Here is a 21,532-nt window from a genome sequence, read left to right on the forward strand (position 1 = left end):
GCATGCCTTGCAAAAAAAAACGGGCGCCCGAAGGCACCCAAGGAGAGATAGCCGCCACAGTCCCCCCGTAGCGGCATGGAGAAACCGTTCAGTCCGCGGCAGCACCCTGCCAGCGCCGTTCGATGGCGCTGCGCGGCGGGGTGGGCAGGAATTCGCTCAGGAACTGGTTGATGGCCGCCAGCAGGCTGGCGTTTTCCGGCTGCGCCGCCACCGCCGCGCAGTATTGCCAAGGTGCCGCTCCCAGACCGCCTGGCAGGATGTCCAGCCGGCCACGCCACGGGCTGGCCGCATCGCTGGCTGCCCAGTGAAAGATGGTGCGCTCCACCGCAAAGGCATCCACCGTGCCTTCCGCCACCGCGGCGTGGATGCGGCTCTGATCGGAGTACAGCAGCAGATTGGCCAGCTGCACCCTGCCGCCCGGCAGCTCGCGGTTGGCCTGCCAGCGCACACCGGCAGCCTGTAGCGCCGCCAGTGCGCTGGGGTCGTTGCCCACTCCCAGCACCTTGCCGGCAAGGTCGTCCAGCCCGCGAATACGGGTGTCTCCGGCGCGACGCACCAGCACGAACGGCGTGCTGCTGTAAGGCTGCGACAGCCACAACCCCGGCAGGCCGATGCCGGCAGGCAGTGCGCTCCACATCAGGTCGGCCGGCGCCTCACCCGGCTGGCGACCAAAGTACAGCAGGTCCGGGCACTGGTCCCAGCTGTGCTCGACGAACTGCGGCTTTACCCCCAGCCAGCCGGCAAACGCCGTGGCGTAATCGATATCCAGCCCCTGCAGGCCCAGCCCGCCGCGCGGGCGGAACGACAGACCGACAAAGGCCGGCTCCACCGCAATGCGCAGGCTGCCGCGCTGGCGTATCGCCGCCAGCCGGTCGAAGCCGGCCTCCAGCGGCAGCTGGTTGGCGCGCAGCAGGCTGCGGGCGGCATCGGCTCGCTGCTGCGGCGCTTGCGGCAGTGCTGCCCCCAGTGCCTCGGCAATATTGGCCGCACGTTCGGCCTGGCCGCGCAGCAGCTCGGCGCGCGTCGCCACCTGCGGCGCCGCCTCGGCAATCAGCTTGTTGGTGTCGTCCAGGCGGAGGATGTTGCCGGACAGCGCATCGAACAGCCGCCCCAGCTCGCCCAGCTGCGTGCCGAGCTCGTCAGTAAGGGCCGCCAGCTTGGCGTCGCTCTGGCTGACGATATGCGCCACCTGCTGCTGCACCTCGCCCAGGTCCATGTGCTGCATCGCCAGCGCCGAGCTTTCCAGCGTGCGCTGCGCCAGGCGCCGCACTTCGTCCGCCACCACGGCAAAACCACGGCCCTGCTCGCCGGCGCGCGCCGCCTCGATGGCGGCATTCAGCGCCAGCAGGTTCACCATCTTGGCGATGTCGCCGGTTTCGGCGATCACCCCCAGTGCCTGTCCGGCCTTGGCATCGATCAGCGCCACCGCCGCGGCCAGCTCGCGGCGGATGTCGCCAGCTACCCGCGCCACCTCGGCGGCCAGTGCCTGGCGCAGGGTGTCGGCAATGTCGGCACTCTGCTGCACCTGGCCGGCGGACTGCAGCAGCGCACGATGCATGCGCCCGCTGCGCTCCTCGATTTCCGCCACCACCTGCGCCTGGGTGGACAAGCCACGCGCCACGCTGTGCTGCATGAAGGCCACGGTATGCAACAGACGCGCCAGCAGGGTGTCGCCCACCGGCTCCGCCGTATTGGCGGCGTGATGCGCGGGGGCATGCAGCGGTGCCAGCGGCAGCAGGCTGGCAGGGTCAGGCTGGCGGCGCTGACGATGAAACTGGCGGCGGAATACGGACAACACGGCATTCTCCTCACGGTGGCATGGCGCGGGCAGTATCGGCGGCATGGCCGGCAGAGGGGTATCCGGATTTGGCAAATCGAGAACGGAAGTGGCGTGGCTTGCGGCCAACGTTGGCCGCCAACCGTAGGGTGGGCAAAGGCCGTAGGCCGTGCCCACCGGCAGCACTTGACTGGTGGGCACGCTGCGCTTTGCCCACCCTACGTGCCCGACTACTCCCCCTGCCGGTTGGCCGCGCGATAGTCGCTGGGGCTGCGGCCGGTATCGCGCAGGAAGAAGCGCGAAAAGTAGGCCGGGTCCTTGAAGCCCAGGTGGTAGGCGATCTCGTTGATGGACGAGGCGGAGAAGATCAGCAGGCGCTTGGCCTCCTGCAGCAGGCGGTCGTGCACCAGGCGCTTGGATGGCAGGTCGGCCAGCCGGCGGCAGATGTCGTTGAGCCGCGCCTCGGTGACGCCGATGTGTTCGGCGTAGCGCCACAGCGCCCAATGCTCGCGGTAGTGCTGCTCGATCAGCGCATTGAAGCGGTGGTAGATGTGCAGGTCTTCGCGGCGGAAGTGCTGGTTGCGCCCGGCCTGGCTGGACAGCCGCAGCAGGCTCACCAGCAGCAGCTGGGTAATGCCATGCAGCGCCGCGTCACGGTCCTGGCCTTCCGCCAGGTATTCCTCGCCCAGCAGCGCAAACAGCTGCGGCAGGCGCTCGGCCTCGCGCGCCAAATCCACCGGCACCTTGCCCAGCTCCACGCAGAATGGCGTCATCAGCCGCGCTTCGGTTTCGTGGCGCGGCAGGCTGGCCAGCAGCTGCCACACCAGCTCCTGGCGCACGGTCAGCACATGGCCATCGGCGTCTTCCTCGGTGATGAAGGCGTGCGGCACGGTGGGCGGGGTGAGGAAAAACAGCGGCGCATCGGCGATGTACTGCTGCTCTTCCAGGTACAGGCGGATCTGGCCGCTGGCCAGGTAGTGCACCTGGAAGAAGCGGTCGTGACGGTGCACCGGCATGTTGCGGCCGAAGAATTCCGCCAGCTTGCCAAAGCGCTCGTAGGACACCTCGGCGGCGGCATAGCGGCTGTCATACTCCTTGCCGATGTCGATATTGGGAATCGGCGTGCGCTCGCGAGCCATGACTAGCCCTGCGGCAGGATGGCGGCCAAGCCGGCCTCGGCGCAGGCGATGTCCTGTGCCTCGCTGGCGCCGGAAATGCCAATCGCCCCGATGCGCTGGCCATCCAGCATGATGGGCAGGCCGCCGCCAAAGCCGGCAAAGCGCGGCCGGCCGTACAGCCCGGCGCGCACCGCCTCGCTGCGCTCCGCCAGCCGCGCATCCCAGGCGGCGGTGGGCAGGCCGAAACTCACCGCGGTGTAGGCCTTGTCGATGGCGATGTCCACCGAGTGCAGCGGCGCGCCTTCGCAGCGCAGAAAGGCCATCAGCACGCCGCTGTGATCCACCACCGCGGCGTTCACCATCACGCCAAGCTGGCGGCCGTGCGCCACGGCAGCCTCTGCCGCACGCATGGCGGCAACGCTGGTGATGGACTGACAGTAGTGGGCGAGATGCTGCATGTTTGTCTCCATAATTGTTCTGGCCACGTCTGGCCGGGAAAAGTGCCAGCGCTGGCGGGCTGCGGGGCCTTGATCTGGCTATAGACCACTAGTGCCCGCTGCGAAAAGTACCGTTTTACCCTGGGAAAGTACACACGGCTTCACGGCATAGTGACTACCGGACACCTGCGCGCGGCAGCCAGGGTGTTGACAATGCCGTCCGCCGCGCCGTATAAATTTAACATGTTAACTAAATTCGCAGCAGGCCAAGGTTGGCCGCAAGGCTGCGCATCACCAAGTAGAGGAGCAAGCATGGCGCGAGGACGCATTCTGCTGAACCGGCAGGCGCGCGGCGTGACGCTGCAGGCGGATGGTTCGCTGCTGCTGGACAACGGCAACCCGCTGCTGGACGAGCCGCAATGGCTGGCGCCGGTAAGCGGCACGGTATACGGCGCGGCACTCAATCACCGCTCGCTGACCGAATCGCTGGCCGCTGCCTTCGAGGACGCACCGTACAAGGCCGCCCCCCGCGCGCCGGTGCTGTTCATCAAGACCAGCAACACCCAGATCGGCCACGGCGCGGCGATTCCCTTTCCCGCCGGCGTGGCGCGCATCCAGGCCGGTGGCGCGCTGGGCGTGGTGATAGGCAAGCAGGCGCGCAAGGTATCCGCCGCCGAGGCGCTGCAGTACGTCGAGGGCTACACCGTGGTGAACGAGGTGAGCCTGCCGGAAGACAGCTTCTACCGCCCGGCGGTGAAGGCCAAGTGTCGCGACGGCTTCTGCCCCATCGGCCCATGGCTGGTGCCGGCCGACGGCATCGCCCCAGAGACGCTGGAAGTGGAAACCTACGTCAACGGCGTACTGCGCGAGACCAACCGCTGTGCCGACCTGCTTCGCAGCGTGCCGCAGCTGATTGCCGACGTGTCTGCCTTCATGACCCTGCAACCGGGCGACCTGCTGATCGCCGGCACCCCGCTGCGCAGCGTGAACCTGCAGCCAGCCGATGTGGTGACCGTAGCCATTGCCGGCATCGGCCGCCTGGAAAACCCCGTGCTTGCCGAGGAGGCCGCCCGATGAAACACGCCCGCATCCGCTACCAGGGCCAGGTGCACCACGTGCTGGTGAACGACGACCACAGCGTGACCGTAGCCGGCCAAAGGTTGGCCGCAGACGCGGTGGAATGGCTGCCGCCGGCGCAGGGCACCGTGTTCGCGCTGGGGCTGAACTATGCCGACCACGCCGCCGAGCTGGCGTTCAAGGCGCCCACCGAGCCGCTGGTGTTCCTCAAGTCGCCATCCACCCTCACCGGCCACAACGCCGTGTCGGTACGCCCGGACAACGTCACCTACATGCACTACGAGTGCGAGCTGGTGGTGATCATCGGCAAGACCGCGCGCAACGTCAGTCGCGCACAGGCCATGGACTACGTGGCCGGCTACAGCGTGTGCAACGACTACGCGGTGCGCGACTTCCTGGAGAACTACTACCGCCCCAACCTGCGGGTGAAGAACCGCGACACGCTGACCCCCATCGGCCCGTGGTGGGTGGACAAGGCCGACGTGGCCGACCCGGCCAACCTGACGCTGCGCACCTGGGTGAACGGCAAGCTCACGCAGGAAGGCAACACCAGCGACATGGTGTTCGACATCCCCTTCCTCATTGAGTACCTGAGCAGCTTCATGACGCTGTCGCCGGGCGACATGATTGCCACCGGCACGCCGGAAGGTCTGGCCGACGTGGTGCCGGGCGACGAGGTGGTGGTGGAGGTGGAAGGCGTTGGCCGCCTGGTCAATCGCATCGTCAGCGAAGCCGAATATGAAGCCAGCGGGAACCGCAGTTAAAACGCTTTCTGCGTTGTTGCGCCGCCTTGCCGTACTACTTGTACTGTCTGCGGCGGCGCGCCTAGCAGAAAACGTTTTTCCAGCGATCCCCAACCTTGGCACAAAACACAGATTCATCGCTGCGGCAGCGCCGCACAGCAAAGGAAACACACCATGATCAAGCACTGGATTAACGGCCGCGAAGTCGAAAGCCGCGACAGCTTCACCAACTACAACCCGGCCACCGGCGAAGCCATCGGCGAAGTGGCCAGCGGCGGTGCCGACGAGATCAACGCAGCGGTGGCCGCCGCCAAGGCCGCGTTTCCGAAATGGGCCAACACCCCGGCCAAGGAACGCGCGCGCCTGATGCGCAAGCTGGGCGAGCTGATCGACAAGAACGTGCCGCAGCTGGCCGAGCTGGAAACCCAGGACACCGGCCTGCCCATTCACCAGACCAGGAACGTGCTGATTCCGCGCGCCTCGCACAACTTCGACTTCTTCGCCGAAGTGTGCACCCGCATGGACGGCCACACCTACCCGGTGGACGACAGCATGCTCAACTACACGCTGTACCAGCCGGTAGGCGTGTGCGGCCTGGTGTCGCCGTGGAACGTGCCGTTCATGACCGCCACCTGGAAGACTGCGCCTTGCCTGGCGCTGGGCAACACCGCGGTGCTGAAGATGTCCGAGCTGTCGCCGCTCACCGCCAACGAGCTGGGCCGCCTGGCGATGGAAGCCGGCATTCCGGAAGGCGTGTTCAACGTGGTGCAGGGCTACGGCGCCACCGCCGGCGACGCGCTGGTGCGCCACCCGGACGTGCGCGCGGTGTCCTTTACCGGCGGCACCGCCACCGGCCGCCGCATCATGCAGAGCGCCGGCATCAAGAAATACTCGATGGAGCTGGGCGGCAAGAGCCCGGTGCTGATCTTCAACGATGCCGATCTCGACCGCGCGCTGGATGCCGCGCTGTTCACCATCTTCTCGCTCAACGGCGAACGCTGCACCGCCGGCAGCCGCATCTTCATCCAGGAAGGCGTCTACGACCAGTTCGTGGCCGAGTTCGCCCGCCGCGCGAAGAACCTGATCGTCGGCGACCCGCAAGACCCGAAAACCCAGGTCGGCTCCATGATCACCAAGGCGCACTACGACAAGGTTACCGGCTACATCCGCATCGGCCTGGAAGAAGGCGCCAACCTGCTGGCCGGCGGCCTGGAACGCCCGGCGAACCTGCCGGCGCACCTGCAGAACGGCAACTTCATCCAGCCGACGGTATTCGCCGACGTGGACAACCGCATGCGCATCGCGCAGGAAGAAATCTTCGGCCCGGTGGTGTGCCTGCTGAAATTCAAGGACGAGGCCGAGGCGCTGCGCCTGGCCAATGATGTGGAATACGGCCTGGCGTCCTATATCTGGACCCAGGACATCGGCAAGGCGCATCGCCTGGCCCGCGGCATCGAGGCCGGCATGGTATTCATCAACAGCCAGAACGTGCGCGACCTGCGCCAGCCGTTCGGCGGGGTGAAGGCCTCCGGCACCGGCCGCGAAGGCGGCGCCTACAGCTTCGAGGTGTTCACCGAGATCAAGAACGTGTGCGTCTCGATGGGCAGCCACCACATCCCGCGCTGGGGCATCTAAATCGTTGCGGCCAACCCCGCAAGGTTGGCCGCAAACACAACCACCCCACCGCCACCGTTACAAAGAATCGAGGAGACAACCATGGGCAAACTTGCGCTTGCCGCCAAGATCACCCACGTGCCGTCCATGTACCTGTCCGAGCTGGACGGGCCGCACAAGGGCTGCCGCCAGGCGGCCATCGACGGTCACAAGGAGATCGGCCGCCGCTGCCGCGAGCTGGGCGTGGACACCATCGTGGTGTTCGATACCCACTGGCTGGTGAATTCCGGCTACCACATCAATTCCGCGCCGCACTTCGAAGGTGTCTACACCAGCAACGAGCTGCCGCACTTCATCAAGAACATGCCGTATGAGTACCACGGCAACCCGCAGCTTGGCCGCCTGCTGGCCGAGGCCGCCACCGCCGCCGGCGTGCACACCCGCGCCCACGACGCCACCACCCTGGCGCTGGAGTACGGCACGCTGGTGCCGATGCGCTATATGAACGCCGACCAGCATTTCAAGGTGGTGTCGGTATCGGCGCTGTGCACCGTGCACAACCTGCAGGACAGCGCCACGCTGGGCGCCGCCTTCCGCCGCGCCATCGAGGAGCAGTACGACGGCACCGTGGCCATCTTCGCCAGCGGCTCGCTGTCGCACCGCTTCGCGCAGAACGGCGTGGCCGAGCAGTACCTGCACAAGGTGTGGAGCCCGTTCCTGGAAACCATCGACCACGAGGTGGTGGACATGTGGCAGCGCGGCGACTGGAAGACCTTCTGCGCCATGCTGCCGGAGTACGCCGACAAGTGTCATGGCGAAGGCTTCATGCACGACACCGCCATGCTGCTGGGCGCGCTGGGCTGGGATGAATACGCCGGCAAGGCCGAGGTGGTGACGCCGTACTTCGGCAGCTCGGGGACCGGCCAGATCAACGTCATCCTCCCTGTTTAAACGCTGACTGCCTGGCCGCACCCCACCTGCGGCCAACTTATGGAGCCCGCCATGCCGCACTTCATCCTGGAATGTACCGACAACATCCGCGAGCAGGCCGACCTGCCGGCGCTGTTCGAAAAAGCGCACGCCTTCCTGATCGGCACCGGTCTGTACCCGGTGGCCGGCATCCGCAGCCGGGTGCACTGGCTGGACACCTGGCGCATGGCCGACGGCGCCGCCGATTACGCCTTCGTGCACATGTCGCTGAAGATCGGCCACGGCCGCAGCTTCGAGGAACGCGAGCGGACAGCGGAAGGGCTGTTCGACATCATCAAGGCGCACTTCCAGCCGCTGTTCGACGCCCGCTATCTGGCACTGACCTTCGAGCTGAGCGAGATGCCGCAGCAGCTGAGCTACAAGCACAACAACGTGCATCAGCGTTTTAAATGAGCAGGTTCATGACCCGGATACAACTGCCATGAATCCCTCCCGCACAGCCCTGCCCCATGGCCGCCTGATCTGGCTGCTGGGCGCACTGGTCGCCTTCGGCCCGCTGTCCATCGACATGTACCTGCCGGCGTTGCCCGCCATCGCCGCCAGCCTGGCCGCGCCGGTGGGGCTGGTGCAGTTCACCATCGGTGGTTTCCTGGCCGGTTTCTGCCTGGGCATGCTGCTGTACGGCCCGCTGTCCGACCGCTATGGCCGCCGCCCGGTGCTGCTGGCCGGCATCGTGCTGTACCTGCTGGCCAGCCTGGCCTGTACGCTGGCGCAGTCTGCCGAACAGCTGATCGCGCTGCGCGTGCTGCAGGCGGTGGGCGGCGGCGCCGGCAGCGTGCTGGGCCGGGCGATGGTGCGCGACCTGTTCGCGCTGGACCGCGCGGCACAGGTGCTGTCGCTGCTGCACCTGGTCACCATGATTGCACCGCTGCTGGCGCCGCTGCTGGGCGGCTGGCTGCTGCTGGCCGCCGGCTGGCGTGCGCTGTTTCTGGCGCTGGCGCTGTTTGGCGCCGTCATCCTGGCACTGGTGGCATGGCGGCTGCCGGAAACCCACCCACCGGAGCGCCGTAGCGGCGTCAGCCTGGGCGCGGCATTTCGCGGCTATGGCCGGGTGCTGGGCGATGTGCCGTCGCTGGGCTACCTGCTGGCGCTGGGCCTGACCTTTGGCGCCATGTTCGCCTACATCACCGGCTCGCCCTTCGTCTACATCGACTATTTCGGCGTGGCGCCGCAGCACTATGGCTGGCTGTTCGGCCTCAATATCGCCGCCGTCATCATGCTGACGCTGTTGAACAAGCGCCTGGCGCAGCGCCACAGCCCGGACACCCTGTTGCAGTGGCAGACCGCCGCGGTGGCACTGGCCGGCATCGCGCTGTGGCTGGCCGGCGCCGGCTCGCTACTGCTGGTGGTGCTGCCGTTGCTGGTCAGCGTCGGGCTTACCGGCTCCATCGGCCCCAACTGCATGGCGCGACTGCTGCAGCGCCATGCCGAGCGTGCCGGCGCCGCCATGGCGCTGGCTGCCAGCGGCCAGTTCGCGCTGGGCATGCTGGCCAGCGCGCTGGTGGCCTGGCTGCACGACGGCAGCCCGCGCGCCATGTGCCTGGTAATCGCGCTGTTCGGCGCCGGTGCCTGGCTGGGCCTGCAACTTACCCGCCTGCCCGCCGCGCGGCAGCAGGCCACGTCTTCCCCCTTGTGAGCACCCCACCATGACTCTGACTACCCTGCTGAACGACCCCGGCCTGCTGCAAACCCGCGCCTATATCAATGGCGAGTGGGTGGATGGCGAGGCTGCGGCCAACTTTGCGGTGAGCAACCCGGCCAGCGGCGACAGCATCGCGCAAGTGGCATCCTGCAGCGCCGCCGACACCCGCCGCGCCATCGAAGCGGCCGAGGCGGCGCTACCGGCCTGGCGCGCGCTGCCGGCCAAGTGTCGCGCACAGATTCTGCGCCGCTGGTTCGAACTGCTGCTGCAGCACCAGGAAGACCTGGCGCAGATCCTGAGCCTGGAACAGGGCAAGCCGCTGCCGGAAAGCCGTGGCGAGATTGCCTACGGCGCCAGCTTCATCGAATGGTTTGCCGAGGAGGCCAAGCGCGCCTACGGCGACGTGATTCCCAGCCCGTTCGGCGACCGCCGGCTGGTGACCATCAAGCAGCCCATCGGGGTGGTGGCCGCCATCACGCCGTGGAACTTCCCCAATGCCATGATCACCCGCAAGGTAGGCCCGGCATTGGCAGCAGGCTGCACCGTGGTGGTGAAGCCGGCTGCCGAAACGCCGCTGTCGGCACTGGCGCTGGCCGTGCTGGCCGAGCGTGCCGGCGTGCCGCGCGGCGTGCTCAACATCGTTACCGGCGAGCGCGCCAGCGAGATCGGCGGCGAGCTCACCGGCCACCCGGCGGTGCGCAAGCTGTCGTTCACCGGCTCCACCCGCATCGGCAAGCTGCTGATGGAACAGTGCGCCGGCACGGTGAAGAAGCTGGGGCTGGAGCTGGGCGGCAATGCGCCGTTCATCGTGTTCGACGATGCCGACCTGGACGCCGCGGTGCAGGGCGCGCTGGCCAGCAAGTTCCGCAACACCGGCCAGACCTGCGTCTGCGCCAACCGCCTGCTGGTGCAGGACGGCGTGTACGACGCCTTTGCCGAAAAACTGGCGGCAGCGGTACGCAAGATGCAGGTAGGTGCCGCGCACAGCGGCGAGGTGCAGCAAGGCCCGCTGATCAATGCCAAAGCGGTGGCCAAGGTGGCCGAGCACGTGGCCGACGCGGTAAGCCAGGGCGCCAAGGTGCTGACCGGCGGCGAGCCGCACCCGCTGGGCGGCAACTTCTACCAGCCCACGGTGCTGACCGAAGTCACCGAGCACATGCTGGTGGCGCACGAGGAAACCTTCGGCCCGCTGGCGCCGCTGTTCCGCTTTAGCGATGAGGCCGAGGCGATTCGCCTGGCCAATGCCACCGAGTTCGGCCTGGCCGCCTATTTCTACAGCCGCGACGTTGGCCGCATCTGGCGCGTGGCCGAGGCCATCGAGGCCGGCATGGTGGGCATCAACGAGGGGCTGATCTCCACCGAGGTGGCGCCGTTTGGCGGCATCAAGCAATCCGGCCTTGGCCGCGAAGGCTCCAAGTACGGCCTGGAAGACTTCATGGAAGTGAAATACCTGTGCTTTGGCGGCCTCAATAACTGAGGAAACGGGCCTCGGCAGCATTTCTTACTGATTAAACAATTTGAGGAGCGACAGCATGCTCAGCTACGACATCATCGAACAGACCGCCCGCCGCCTGCATCAGGCCGAGCAGGAGCGCCAGCAGATCCGCCAGATTTCGCTGGACTACCCGGAAATCACCATTGAGGACGCCTACGCCATCCAGCGCCGCTGGGTGGAGATGAAAGTGGCCGAAGGCCGCGTCATCAAGGGCCACAAGATCGGGCTCACCTCGCGCGCCATGCAGATGTCGTCGCAGATCGACGAGCCGGACTATGGCACGCTGCTGGATGACATGTTCTTTGCCGACGGCTCCGACATTCCCACCAGCCGCTTCATCGTGCCGCGGGTGGAAGTGGAGCTGGCCTTCATCCTCGGCAAACCGCTGAAAGGCCCGAACATCACCCTGTTCGACGTGTACAACGCCACCGAATACGTGATTCCGGCGCTGGAGATCATCGACGCGCGCAGCCAGTCCATCGACCCGGCAAGCGGCCGCCCGCGCAAGGTGTTCGACACCATTTCCGACAATGCGGCCAACGCCGGCGTGGTGATGGGCGGCCGCCCGGTGAAGCCGTCGGAGCTGGACCTGCGCTGGGTATCGGCGCTGATGTACCGCAACGGCGTGATCGAGGAATCCGGCGTGGCCGCCGCGGTGCTGAATCACCCGGCCAACGGCGTAGCCTGGCTGGCCAACAAGCTGGCGCCGTTCGACGTGAGCCTGCTGCCGGGCCAGGTAATCCTGGGCGGCTCCTTCACCCGCCCGGTGGCGGCGCGCCCCGGCGATACCTTCCATGTCGATTACGGCCCGCTGGGCGCCATCAGCTGCCGTTTTGTGTAAGGAGACCGTCATGCAACTGCCTCACAACCCCTTCAAGGCCGCGCTCAAGGCCGGCCAGGTGCAGATCGGCCTGTGGCTGGGCCTGGCCGATGCCTACTGCGCCGAACTGCTGGCCGGCGCCGGCTTCGACTGGCTGCTGATCGACGGCGAGCACGCACCCAACGAGCTGCAGGGCATGCTGGCGCAACTGCAGGCCATTGCCCCCTACCCGTCGCACCCCATCGTGCGGCCGGTGTGGAACGACCCAGTACGCATCAAGCAGATTCTGGACATCGGCGCGCAGACCCTGTTGCTGCCGATGGTGCAGAGCGCCGAGGAAGCGGCACAGGCGGTGGCAGCCACCCGCTACCCGCCGCACGGCATCCGCGGCGTGGGCAGCGCGCTGGCCCGCGCCTCGCGCTGGAACCGCATCCCGGAGTACCTGCACGCCTGCGAGCAGGAAATCTGCGTGCTGGTGCAGATCGAAACCCGCGCCGGCCTCGCCAATCTGGACGCCATCGCCGCCACGCCAGGCGTGGATGGCGTGTTCATCGGCCCGGCCGACCTGTCCGCCGACATGGGCTATATCGGCCAGCCGGCGCACCCCGAGGTGCAGGCGGCCATCGAGGACGCCATCCGCCGCATCCGCGCCCACGGCAAGGCACCGGGCATCCTGATGGCGGACGAGAAACTGGCGCGGCATTACATCGCGCTGGGCGCGCAGTTCGTGGCGGTGGGGGTGGACACCACCCTGCTGGCGCGCAGCGCCGAAGCGTTGGCCGCACGTTATCGCGATGCCGCCGCGCCGGTCGCCACTGGCGGTGGCGTGTACTGAATCCGCACGCCTGCCAACCGGCAGGCGAGAGAGCGTGTTCACGATCTCGCGAGCTGGAGCGAGACAAGGCGAAAACGTGAGGGACGCGGAGTTTACAAGTAGTAAATGCACATCCCTGGATCGAATGAAACGCCGTATCGCCAAGCGCAGCAGATCGTGAGCATGCCCTGAGGTCTGCCGCTACCCGTGGCGGCAGTATGAAGCAGTAGTACGCAGGTGTTTTCCCAGCTGGGTACCGGCCCTGGTGCCGGTACCGTTTTTTCGGCGCCACCCCGCGCCGTCAGCACTCCTGCGCCGACATGCCACGAATACTTAATATGTTCATTTAGCGGCAAACTGGAGGATGCCAGCACTCCCCGGTAGCAAACACAAAACAGATGCCACAGAGCGTCACCGTCAACATAGAGAGAACGCATGCGCCGGCCACCCCCGCGCCCATGCAGGAGATAAGCATGCAAATGGAAAAAACCGCGGCCGCCCCCACCGCACTCGCCCCGACGGCAGAGCAGGACCAGCAGCTGATCGGCAAGGTATCCGGCCGCCTGATCTGGTTCCTGTTCATCCTGTTCGTGTTTTCCTTTCTGGACCGCATCAATATCGGCTTTGCCGGCCTGACCATGGCGCACGATCTGCAACTCAGCGCCACCATGTTCGGCCTGGCCACCACCATCTTCTACATTGCCTATGTCGCCTGCGGCATCCCCAGCAACATGATGCTCAGCCGTATCGGCGCGCGGCGCTGGATCGCCATCATCATGGTGGCCTGGGGCCTGGCATCCACCGCCACCATGTTCGCGCATGACGCCAACAGCCTGTACCTGCTGCGCGCGCTGGTGGGGGTGACCGAGGCCGGCTTCCTGCCCGGCATGCTGCTGTACCTTACCTTCTGGTTCCCGCGCGCCTACCGCGCCCGCGCCAACGCACTGTTCATGATCGCCATGCCGGTTACCGCCGCCGCCGGCTCGGTAGCATCCGGCTACCTGCTGGAGCTGAACGGCCTGTGGGGCCTGGCCGGCTGGCAGTGGCTGTTCATGGTGGAAGGCCTGCCGGCGGCGCTGCTGGGCATCGCGGTGTGGTACTACCTGGACGACAGTCCGGCGCAAGCCGGCTGGCTGAGCAGCACAGAGAAACAGCGTCTGCAGCAACTGCTGCTGCAAGAGCAGCTGGAGCAGCAAGCCGCACCGCAGGCTGCGGCCAACGTTGGCCGCGAAGCCGGCATCTGGCGCGAGCTGCTGTCGCCCAGCGTGCTCAAGTTCGCGCTGGCCTACTTCTGCCTGGTGAACACCCTCAGCATGGTCAACATCTGGGTGCCGCAGATCGTGAAGAGCTTCAACAGCGGCAGCAGCAACGCCACCATCGGCATGCTGGCCGCCATTCCGCAGCTGGCTACCATCATTGCCATGCTGTGGTGGGGCGCACGCTCCGACCGCAAGCAGGAGCGCCGCTGGCACACCGTGCTGCCGATGCTGGCCGCCGCCGCCGGCTGGCTGCTGTGCGCCTATGCCGATGGCGCCGCACTGCGCCTGGCCGGCATCGTGGTCGCCTCCGCCGGCGCCTTCACCGCCATGACCATCTTCTGGACCACGCCGGATGCGGTGCTGTCCACCCGCGCCAAGGCCATCGGCATTGCGCTGATCAACGCCACCGGCAACGTCGGCTCGGCACTCAGCTCGGTGGTGGTGGGCTGGCTGAAGGACATCAGCCACAGCTTTACCAGCGGCATGCTGTTCGCGGTGGCAGTGCTGGTGATCGGTGCACTGGTGATGCTGGCGATACCGGCGGGCAAGCCGGCGCAACAGTGAGCCTACCGTTAAGGCCACAGCAATCGTAGGGCGAAAGCCCGGTGAAACCGGGCATGCCGCCACCCCCCCTTGATCGCTGCCATACGGCGGAATGCCCCCCTATGGGGCTTCCGCCCTACTCTGTCAGACCCCCGCTACGCCCAGTGCGAAGCGGGGGTTTTTGCCTTTTGCGCACCAGGCTACAAAATCGGCAAAATCGCCATGAAAAGTACAATCTTCTGCCTGAAAGTTACATTTCAACTACTACTTGTGCTCCGCATAATGCAGTGACAGCCAGCTGCCAAGGCAGCCGTCGCCACACCGGCAAAGCCCTGCAACGACAGGCCGCCGACATGACCATGTCACGGGTGCCTCGAAAAACCCGGATTTCCAAGCGAGACAAGGCGCGAATGAAAAATTCCGACGCAGCATATGTCTGATATGTGAGGAGGAATTTTTTGTGAGCAACGTAGTATCGCAACGAAAGCTGGAGTTTTTCGAGATGCCCTCACATCACGGAGACACCAAACAATGAGCACCCACAACGCCCTGCTGGAAAAGCTGCGTACCGTCCTGCCGGCCATTGCGGCCAACGCCCAGCGTGCCGAGGAAGAACGGAAAGTACCAGACGAAAACATCGCCCTGCTCAAGGGTATCGGCATGCACCGTGCCTTGCAGCCGAAGAAATATGGCGGCCTGGAGATTTCGCTGCCGGAGTTTGCCGACTGCGTGGCCGCGCTGGCCGGCGCCTGTGGCGGCACTGCTTGGGCATTCAGCCTGCTGTGCACCCACAGCCATCAGCTGGCAATGTTCTCGCCCAAGTTGCAGGACGAAATCTGGGCCGATAACCCGGATGCCACCGCTAGCAGCAGCATCGCGCCGTTCAGCCAGATCGAAGAAACCGAGGGCGGCGTGTACCTGAGCGGCGAAATGGGCTGGAGCAGCGGCTGCGACCACGCCGAGTGGGCGATTGTCGGCATGCGCCGCAAGAACAAGGACGGCGAACTGGTGTACAGCTTTGGCGTGCTGCCGCGCTGCGACTATGAGATTCGCGACAACTGGTACGCCATGGGCATGAAGGGCAGCGGCTCCAAGACCCTGGTGATCAACAATGCCTTCATCCCCAACCACCGCATCGAAGCGGCCAAGGACATGATGGAAGGCCGCTCCAGCGGCTTTGACCTGTACCCGTACAGCGACATCTTCTACACCCCGTACCGCCCCTACTTTGCCAGCGGCTTCGCGGCGATCAGCCTGGGCGTGGCCGAGCGCATGCTGCAGGCATTCAAGGAAAAAACCCAGAACCGCGTGCGCGCCTACACCGGCGCCAGCGCGGGCACCGCCACCCCGGCGCTGATGCGGCTGGCGGAATCCACCCACCAGGTGGCTGCGGCACGCGCCTTCCTGGAAAAAACCTGGCAGGACCACGCCGAGCACGGTCGCCGTCACCAGTACCCCAGCCGCGAAACGCTGGCCTACTGGCGCACCAACCAGGCCTACGCGGTGAAAATGTGCATCGAAGCGGTGGATCGCCTGTTCAGCGCCTCCGGCGCCACCAGCTGGATGGAAGGCAACGAGCTGCAGCGCCTGTTCCGCGATTCGCACATGACCGGCGCACATGCCTACACCGACTACGATGTCTGCGCGCAGATCCTCGGCCGCGAGCTGATGGGCTTGGAGCCGGATCCGAGCATGGTTTGAACGCTGGCAAATAAATCTGCGGCGCGCCCCAATGCCGATCCTGTGATGCTCGCCGTACCCGGTGTACGGCTGTGCCTCTCGAATCGACCTTGGGCCGCCCGCGACGATTTCTTCTGCCAGCGGCTACCGGCTAACAGGCGTACACATCAGGAGCACACCCATGACCACCCCCACCACCCAGGATTTCGACCCACGCGTGTTCCGCCGCGCGCTGGGCAATTTCGCCACCGGCGTCACCATCGTCACCGCCGCCACCCCGTCCGGCGCCAAGGTCGGCGTGACCGCCAACAGCTTCAACTCGGTATCGCTGGACCCGCCGCTGGTGCTGTGGAGCATCGACAAGCGCTCCGGCAGCTACGCGGTGTTCGAGGAGGCGACGCACTTCGCCATCAACATCCTGGCCGCCGACCAGATCGAGCTGTCCAACCAGTTCGCCCGCCCCAAGGATGACAAGTTCGCCGGCATCGCCTACGACAGTGGCGCCGGCGGCGCACCGCTGTTTGCCGACTGCGCCGCGCGCTTCCAGTGCGAGAAGTACCAGCAGGTGGACGGCGGCGACCACTGGATCATGATCGGCAAGGTAGTCGCCTTCGACGACCTGGGCCGCTCGCCGCTGGTCTACCACCAGGGCACCTACTCCATGGTGCTGCCGCATGCCCGCATGCAGAAACGCGAGGAAGGCGCCGCGCCGTCCAGCACCTTTCAGGGGCGGCTGAGCAACAACATCTACTATCTGCTGACCCAGGCGGTGCGCAGCTACCAGGCCAACTACCAGCCGCGGCAGCTGTCCACCGGCCTGCGCACCAGCGAGGCGCGCATGCTGATGGTGCTGGAAAGCGATGCCGACATGGACATGGCCGGCCTGCTGCGCGAGGTGGCGATGCCGGTGCGCGAGATCGAACAAGCCGAGGAAATCCTGCGCCGCAAGGGGCTGGTGAGCAACGGCGACCACGGCTATCGCCTGACCGAGGCCGGCGTGGCCCAGGCGGAAACACTGTGGGACATCGCCGCACGCCAGCAGCAGCAGGTGCTGGAAGGCTACAGCGAGCAGGAGATCGACGCCTTCAAGAAAGTTCTGCGTGGCATTATCGCGCTGCGCTAAGCATTGCACCTTCCTGCCGGCTTAGCGCTCGGCGCATGAAACACAAGCCGGCCTTTGCTGCATGAGCAAACAAGGGCCGGCTTGGTTTATGGTCTGAGCCGTCATGCAGTCGTACGGCTGGTCAGCCGCCAGAACTGTACTGCCCTGCAGCAGTGCCTTGCCGCAGCCGCACAGGTTGGCAGGATAGGCAGCAATAAATTTACATGTTAAGTTTCAGCGGTCTTGAAAGCACAACCCGAGCAAACCATGCAGCTTTCAAACCTCAGCTTTGCCCTGTTGCACACCCTTGATGTGCTGCTGGAAACCCGCAATCTTAGCCACGCAGCTCTACGACTTAACAGCAGCCAGCCAGTGCTGAGCCGGCAGCTGGCACAGCTACGGCAGGACTTTGACGACCCGCTGTTGGTGCGGCATGGCCGTGAATATGTGCTTACGCCGCGGGCAGAAGCACTGATCGGGCCGCTCAAGCATCTACTGGCGGAAATGGAGGCACTGCTTAGTCCGGCTTCGTTTTCTCCTGCGCGGTGCGAGCGTCGCTTCGAGTTGGCCGCATCCGATTACATTGCCGACCACATGCTGCCCCTGCTGATGCAGCGGCTGGCAAGCAATGCACCGCACGCCTCCATCCGCTACCACACCTGGCAGGCCAAGCAGTTTGATCTGCTGGCCAGTGGTGGCCTCGACCTGATCACCACCATGCTGGACGACGTGCCGGACGAACTGCATGGCAAGTTGCTTGGCGAGGACCACCCGGTGTGCGTGATGCAAACGCAGCATCCACTGAGTAGCTGTCACCAGCTGAGTGAAAGCGATTATCTGGCATGGCCACATGTGCGGATTTCTGGCGGCGGCGACAAGGACAGTTTCATCGACCATTACCTCAGCCAGCAGCGCCTGCGGCGTACCCTGCAGCTGGAAGTGCCGTTTTATACCGCGGCCTTGCGCGTGGTAAGCGACAGCAGGCTGCTGGTCACCCTGCCGGAGCATATCGCCGCGAGCCTGGCACAGGTTTACCCCATCACCTGGCGGCCACTGGGTTTCATTACCCATACCCACCGCTACTGGGTGCTTTGGCATACCCGCACCCATCACGACCCGGCTCACCAATGGTTCCGCAATCAGGTGCACGAGCTGTGGCAACACTCGCGCTTTGGCGTCAGCAACTACCGGGGCAGCAACTAACTATCCAGTTATTGCATGCCTACTATGCCGAGCCTGGTGTTCTTGACTTGCGCACATGCCCCCTAGACTAGCCGCAGCATCTAGACGGATGTGTCAATTCAAGGAGTGCATGCAATGACCCCAGACGAGTTTCGTCGCCACGGCCATCAACTGATAGACCGCATTGCCGACTATCGCAGCAACGTGGCCAGGCTGCCGGTAATGGCACAGGTTGAACCTGGCCAAATCAAGGCCGCCTTGCCCAAGGCGCCCCCACAACAGGCAGAGCCGTTCGAATCGCTGTTCGAGGATGTCGACCAGCTGATCATGCCGGGGCTGTCGCACTGGCAGCATCCGAACTTCTTCGGCTACTTCCCTTCCAACGGCACGCTCTCCTCGGTGCTGGGGGATTACCTGAGCACCGGCCTGGGGGTGCTTGGTCTGTCGTGGCAGTCCAGCCCGGCATTGACCGAACTGGAAGAAACCACCACCGATTGGGTTCGCCAGATGGTCGGTCTGTCAGACCAATGGAGCGGCGTAATACAGGACACCGCTTCCACCTCCACCTTGCTGGCGCTGATCTGCGCACGCGAACGTGCCTCCGACTATGCGCTGGTAAAAGGCGGCATGCAGGCACTGGATAAACCGCTGATCATCTATGTGTCGCGCCATGCGCACAGCTCGGTGGATAAAGCGGCACTACTGGCGGGCTTCGGCAAGGACAATATCCGCTACGTCGATACCGATGCCGATTTCGCGCTGATCCCATCGGCGCTTGAGCATGCGATCCAGGCCGACCTGGCAAATGGCTTGCAGCCATGCGCCATTGTCGCCACCACCGGCACCACAACCACGACAGCCACCGATCCTCTGGCTGCAGTCGGCGATATCGCTCAAAAGTATGATCTCTGGTTCCATGTCGATTCTGCCATGGCCGGGTCGGCAATGATTTTGCCGGAATGCCGCTGGATGTGGGATGGCATTGAGAAGGCTGACTCACTGGTACTGAATGCACACAAATGGCTTGGCGTTGCATTCGATTGCTCGCTTTACTATGTGCGCGATCAGGAGCACCTGATCCGGGTAATGAGCACCAACCCAAGTTATCTGCAGTCCAAAGTCGACAGCGAGGTCAAAAACCTGCGCGACTGGGGTATCCCGCTTGGGCGCCGTTTCCGTGCGCTCAAACTGTGGTGTCTGATTCGCGCCGAAGGCGTTGAAGGCTTGCAGCAACGCCTGCGTCGCGATCTGGCCAATGCCAAATGGCTGGAAGAGCAGGTGCGCAATGCACCGGACTGGCAGGTACTGGCCCCGGTCAACTTGCAGACGGTGTGTTTGCGCCATGCGCCGGCAGGCTTGTCTGGCGAGGAACTGGACCGCCATACCCTGGCTTGGGCAGATGCCCTCAATCAATCCGGCCAGGCATATGTAACCCCCGCCACACTGGATGGCCGCTGGATGGTACGAATCTCGATCGGTGCGCTGCCAACCGAACAAGAGCACGTGGCCATGCTGTGGCAGAACATGCAACGAGCAGCTACCGACAGCCTGCCGGAACAGCTCTCCTCCTGATCAGCGGGCGGGCACCGCCCCGCCTGAATCCCACTTCTTGTCCCTGTAACTGCTTGATCCGATCGGCAAGCAGCGGGGTACGTTTTGCCGCAAGTCATCCGTAACAGCACAAAAACATAGCCACGCTACATAGGAGTAAGTTCATGGAAAACTTTGTAAAACTAGGTGCCTGCACTGCTGTGGCATTGGCATTGGCTGCCTGTGGTCCCAAACCGCCGACAGGGGGAGAACCAGCGGCTGGCGAGTCCGCTTCCGCTGCCACTGCCACTGCACAAGAAACCGTAATCAAAATCGGCCAGGTCTCGCCGATGACGGGGCCGATCGCCCATTTGGGCAAGGACAACGAATATGGCGCCAAACTGGCGATTGAAGACCTGAACGCGGAAGGTGTCGAAATCGGAGGCAAGAAGGTGACTTTCGAGCTGGTTTCGGAAGACGACCAGGGCGACCCGAAAATCGGTACGCAAGTTGCACAGCGCCTGGTGGATGCAGGTGTTGTTGGTGTTGTTGGTCACTTGAATTCTGGAACCACAATTCCGGCATCCAAGATTTACGCCGATGCCAGCCTGCCGCAGATTTCCCCATCGGCGACTAACGCCGACTACACCAAGCAGGGCTTCAAGACCACGTTCCGTGTGATCGCCAATGATGTGCAGCAAGGCACCGCCCTTGGACAGTTTGCGGTGGAGTGGCTGAAAGCGAAGAAAGTCGCCATCATTGACGACCGTACTGCTTACGGCCAGGGTCTGGCCGATGAATTTGAGAAAGCGGTTAAAGGTAAAGGCGCCAGTGTGGTTAAGCGCGAATTCACTACCAATACGGCCACAGATTTCAATGCCATTCTCACCTCCATCAAGGCTACGCAACCTGACGTGGTGTTCTATGGCGGCATGGATGCTCAGGCAGGTCCGCTAGCCAAGCAGATGAAGCGCCTTGGCATTAAGGCAAAGCTGATGGGGGGTGATGGCTGGCAGTCACCGGAATTCATCAAGCTGGCTGGTGATGCCGCAGAAGGGCAGTACGCATCCAGCTGCGGCGTATCGCGCGACAAGATGCCAGGCTTTGCCGCGTTCGATAAGAAGTTCAAGGCAAAATTCAACGCCGAGGTCCAGGTCTATGCACCGTATGAATACGATGCCGTCCGTGTTTTGGTTGATGCCATGAAGCGTGCGGACTCGGCCGACCCGAAGAAATACCTGCCCGAAGTCGGCAAGACGCACTACACCGGTGTCACTGGCAAGATTGCCTTTGATGACAAAGGTGACATCCGAAATGGCGCGGTGACCGTTTATCAAGTCAAAAGCGGGAAGTGGGAAGTCGTTTCCACCATCGGTGGCGAGCAGGCGGCCGCTACCCCCTGATTCACATTTCCTCTGAGCAAGACTTTAGCCAGCTTTCTGCTGGCTTTTTTTATGGCAAATGCTGCGCTGGAATGCCCCTGCTTCAGTCGGTATTCCTGCCCTACGATTGAATCGCCCAGGGCGGCTTAGTCTGCGGCGACAACAGGGGGAGTTTCTTAACGGTTCATCTAAGCGAGTATTTGCCCGTGTGCGCCTGGCCAACAGCATGTCGCGCAACGGTGATGCGATGAAAATGCAGCCGGCTCGGCAACATTCAGTAAGCAATTGAAAACAAACCGGGAATTATCTTATCGCCGCCCCCCGGGA

Annotated in this window: 18 protein-coding genes; 15 read left to right on the forward strand and 3 right to left on the reverse strand. The window is 64.5% G+C overall.

All coding sequences use genetic code 11. From position 1 onward, the window contains the following. Nucleotides 1-88 precede the first annotated feature (88 nt). The 3 genes from ABNW52_RS13155 to ABNW52_RS13165 all read right to left on the reverse strand — a co-directional run bounded on the left by ABNW52_RS13155 (nucleotide 89) and on the right by ABNW52_RS13165 (nucleotide 3,353). Entirely contained in the window at nucleotides 89-1,798 is a 1,710-nt protein-coding gene (locus ABNW52_RS13155) for a methyl-accepting chemotaxis protein (RefSeq protein WP_349588585.1), read from the reverse strand. A gap of 209 nt (nucleotides 1,799-2,007) precedes the next feature. Next, nucleotides 2,008-2,916: a 4-hydroxyphenylacetate catabolism regulatory protein HpaA gene (gene hpaA, locus ABNW52_RS13160; protein WP_349588587.1), complete on the reverse strand. Its 909-nt coding sequence runs from the start codon at nucleotides 2,914-2,916 to the stop codon at nucleotides 2,008-2,010. 2 nt (nucleotides 2,917-2,918) lie between these two features. After that, nucleotides 2,919-3,353 (reverse strand): GlcG/HbpS family heme-binding protein, encoded by a 435-nt coding sequence (locus tag ABNW52_RS13165; RefSeq protein WP_349588589.1) that lies wholly within the window; start codon nucleotides 3,351-3,353, stop codon nucleotides 2,919-2,921. A gap of 291 nt (nucleotides 3,354-3,644) precedes the next feature. Between ABNW52_RS13165 and ABNW52_RS13170 the strand changes: the two genes are divergently transcribed. From ABNW52_RS13170 to ABNW52_RS13240, 15 genes are all read left to right on the forward strand, one after another. After that, the gene (locus ABNW52_RS13170; protein WP_349588591.1) at nucleotides 3,645-4,409 is read left to right on the forward strand and encodes a fumarylacetoacetate hydrolase family protein; all 765 of its coding nucleotides are present in this window, start codon (nucleotides 3,645-3,647) and stop codon (nucleotides 4,407-4,409) included. Then, nucleotides 4,406-5,173, forward strand: coding sequence for a fumarylacetoacetate hydrolase family protein (locus tag ABNW52_RS13175; RefSeq protein ID WP_349588594.1), 768 nt, complete (start codon nucleotides 4,406-4,408; stop codon nucleotides 5,171-5,173). The genes ABNW52_RS13170 and ABNW52_RS13175 overlap by 4 nt, the downstream gene beginning before the upstream one ends. A 153-nt stretch (nucleotides 5,174-5,326) precedes the next feature. Further along, on the forward strand, nucleotides 5,327-6,787 hold the full coding sequence (gene hpaE, locus ABNW52_RS13180; protein WP_349588597.1) for a 5-carboxymethyl-2-hydroxymuconate semialdehyde dehydrogenase: 1,461 nt from the start codon (nucleotides 5,327-5,329) through the stop codon (nucleotides 6,785-6,787). Between the two features lie 81 nt (nucleotides 6,788-6,868). Then, nucleotides 6,869-7,717, forward strand: a complete 849-nt coding sequence (gene hpaD, locus ABNW52_RS13185) for a 3,4-dihydroxyphenylacetate 2,3-dioxygenase (RefSeq protein WP_349588599.1) — start codon at nucleotides 6,869-6,871, stop codon at nucleotides 7,715-7,717. Between the two features lie 51 nt (nucleotides 7,718-7,768). Continuing rightward, nucleotides 7,769-8,149, forward strand: coding sequence for a 5-carboxymethyl-2-hydroxymuconate Delta-isomerase (locus tag ABNW52_RS13190; protein WP_349588602.1), 381 nt, complete (start codon nucleotides 7,769-7,771; stop codon nucleotides 8,147-8,149). Between the two features lie 28 nt (nucleotides 8,150-8,177). Beyond that, nucleotides 8,178-9,392, forward strand: coding sequence for a Bcr/CflA family multidrug efflux MFS transporter (locus ABNW52_RS13195; protein WP_349588604.1), 1,215 nt, complete (start codon nucleotides 8,178-8,180; stop codon nucleotides 9,390-9,392). A 10-nt stretch (nucleotides 9,393-9,402) separates the two neighbouring features. Next, nucleotides 9,403-10,875: an NAD-dependent succinate-semialdehyde dehydrogenase gene (locus ABNW52_RS13200; protein WP_349588606.1), complete on the forward strand. Its 1,473-nt coding sequence runs from the start codon at nucleotides 9,403-9,405 to the stop codon at nucleotides 10,873-10,875. 55 nt (nucleotides 10,876-10,930) lie between these two features. Then, entirely contained in the window at nucleotides 10,931-11,734 is an 804-nt protein-coding gene (hpaH, locus tag ABNW52_RS13205) for a 2-oxo-hept-4-ene-1,7-dioate hydratase (RefSeq protein ID WP_349588608.1), read from the forward strand. A gap of 10 nt (nucleotides 11,735-11,744) precedes the next feature. Beyond that, nucleotides 11,745-12,548 (forward strand): 4-hydroxy-2-oxoheptanedioate aldolase, encoded by an 804-nt coding sequence (gene hpaI / locus ABNW52_RS13210; protein WP_349588610.1) that lies wholly within the window; start codon nucleotides 11,745-11,747, stop codon nucleotides 12,546-12,548. Nucleotides 12,549-13,000: 452 nt separating this feature from the next. After that, on the forward strand, nucleotides 13,001-14,350 hold the full coding sequence (gene hpaX, locus ABNW52_RS13215; RefSeq protein ID WP_349588612.1) for a 4-hydroxyphenylacetate permease: 1,350 nt from the start codon (nucleotides 13,001-13,003) through the stop codon (nucleotides 14,348-14,350). A gap of 510 nt (nucleotides 14,351-14,860) precedes the next feature. Continuing rightward, nucleotides 14,861-16,030: a p-hydroxyphenylacetate 3-hydroxylase oxygenase component gene (locus ABNW52_RS13220; protein WP_349588614.1), complete on the forward strand. Its 1,170-nt coding sequence runs from the start codon at nucleotides 14,861-14,863 to the stop codon at nucleotides 16,028-16,030. 160 nt (nucleotides 16,031-16,190) lie between these two features. Beyond that, nucleotides 16,191-17,132 (forward strand): p-hydroxyphenylacetate 3-hydroxylase reductase component, encoded by a 942-nt coding sequence (locus ABNW52_RS13225; RefSeq protein WP_349588616.1) that lies wholly within the window; start codon nucleotides 16,191-16,193, stop codon nucleotides 17,130-17,132. Between the two features lie 246 nt (nucleotides 17,133-17,378). Continuing rightward, on the forward strand, nucleotides 17,379-18,314 hold the full coding sequence (locus ABNW52_RS13230; protein WP_349588618.1) for a LysR family transcriptional regulator: 936 nt from the start codon (nucleotides 17,379-17,381) through the stop codon (nucleotides 18,312-18,314). A gap of 114 nt (nucleotides 18,315-18,428) precedes the next feature. After that, nucleotides 18,429-19,865, forward strand: a complete 1,437-nt coding sequence (locus ABNW52_RS13235) for a pyridoxal phosphate-dependent decarboxylase family protein (protein WP_349588621.1) — start codon at nucleotides 18,429-18,431, stop codon at nucleotides 19,863-19,865. Between the two features lie 143 nt (nucleotides 19,866-20,008). Further along, nucleotides 20,009-21,226, forward strand: coding sequence for a branched-chain amino acid ABC transporter substrate-binding protein (locus ABNW52_RS13240; RefSeq protein ID WP_349588624.1), 1,218 nt, complete (start codon nucleotides 20,009-20,011; stop codon nucleotides 21,224-21,226). Nucleotides 21,227-21,532 lie beyond the last annotated feature (306 nt).

This window comes from Vogesella oryzagri, from assembly GCF_040148885.1.
In the GTDB taxonomy this organism is placed as follows: domain Bacteria; phylum Pseudomonadota; class Gammaproteobacteria; order Burkholderiales; family Chromobacteriaceae; genus Vogesella; species Vogesella oryzagri.

What these genes read in the sequence shown, in the direction of transcription:
- ABNW52_RS13175 (WP_349588594.1), top strand. Translation starts at nt 4,406, where the DNA reads ATGAAACACGCCCGCATCCGCTACCAGGGCCAGGTGCACCACGTGCTG.
- ABNW52_RS13240 (WP_349588624.1), top strand. Translation starts at nt 20,009, where the DNA reads ATGGAAAACTTTGTAAAACTAGGTGCCTGCACTGCTGTGGCATTGGCA.
- ABNW52_RS13230 (WP_349588618.1), top strand. Translation starts at nt 17,379, where the DNA reads ATGCAGCTTTCAAACCTCAGCTTTGCCCTGTTGCACACCCTTGATGTG.
- ABNW52_RS13235 (WP_349588621.1), top strand. Translation starts at nt 18,429, where the DNA reads ATGACCCCAGACGAGTTTCGTCGCCACGGCCATCAACTGATAGACCGC.
- hpaA (WP_349588587.1), bottom strand. Translation starts at nt 2,916, where the DNA reads ATGGCTCGCGAGCGCACGCCGATTCCCAATATCGACATCGGCAAGGAG.
- ABNW52_RS13220 (WP_349588614.1), top strand. Translation starts at nt 14,861, where the DNA reads ATGAGCACCCACAACGCCCTGCTGGAAAAGCTGCGTACCGTCCTGCCG.
- ABNW52_RS13165 (WP_349588589.1), bottom strand. Translation starts at nt 3,353, where the DNA reads ATGCAGCATCTCGCCCACTACTGTCAGTCCATCACCAGCGTTGCCGCC.
- hpaH (WP_349588608.1), top strand. Translation starts at nt 10,931, where the DNA reads ATGCTCAGCTACGACATCATCGAACAGACCGCCCGCCGCCTGCATCAG.
- hpaI (WP_349588610.1), top strand. Translation starts at nt 11,745, where the DNA reads ATGCAACTGCCTCACAACCCCTTCAAGGCCGCGCTCAAGGCCGGCCAG.
- hpaX (WP_349588612.1), top strand. Translation starts at nt 13,001, where the DNA reads ATGCAAATGGAAAAAACCGCGGCCGCCCCCACCGCACTCGCCCCGACG.
- ABNW52_RS13200 (WP_349588606.1), top strand. Translation starts at nt 9,403, where the DNA reads ATGACTCTGACTACCCTGCTGAACGACCCCGGCCTGCTGCAAACCCGC.
- ABNW52_RS13195 (WP_349588604.1), top strand. Translation starts at nt 8,178, where the DNA reads ATGAATCCCTCCCGCACAGCCCTGCCCCATGGCCGCCTGATCTGGCTG.
- hpaD (WP_349588599.1), top strand. Translation starts at nt 6,869, where the DNA reads ATGGGCAAACTTGCGCTTGCCGCCAAGATCACCCACGTGCCGTCCATG.
- hpaE (WP_349588597.1), top strand. Translation starts at nt 5,327, where the DNA reads ATGATCAAGCACTGGATTAACGGCCGCGAAGTCGAAAGCCGCGACAGC.
- ABNW52_RS13225 (WP_349588616.1), top strand. Translation starts at nt 16,191, where the DNA reads ATGACCACCCCCACCACCCAGGATTTCGACCCACGCGTGTTCCGCCGC.
- ABNW52_RS13170 (WP_349588591.1), top strand. Translation starts at nt 3,645, where the DNA reads ATGGCGCGAGGACGCATTCTGCTGAACCGGCAGGCGCGCGGCGTGACG.
- ABNW52_RS13190 (WP_349588602.1), top strand. Translation starts at nt 7,769, where the DNA reads ATGCCGCACTTCATCCTGGAATGTACCGACAACATCCGCGAGCAGGCC.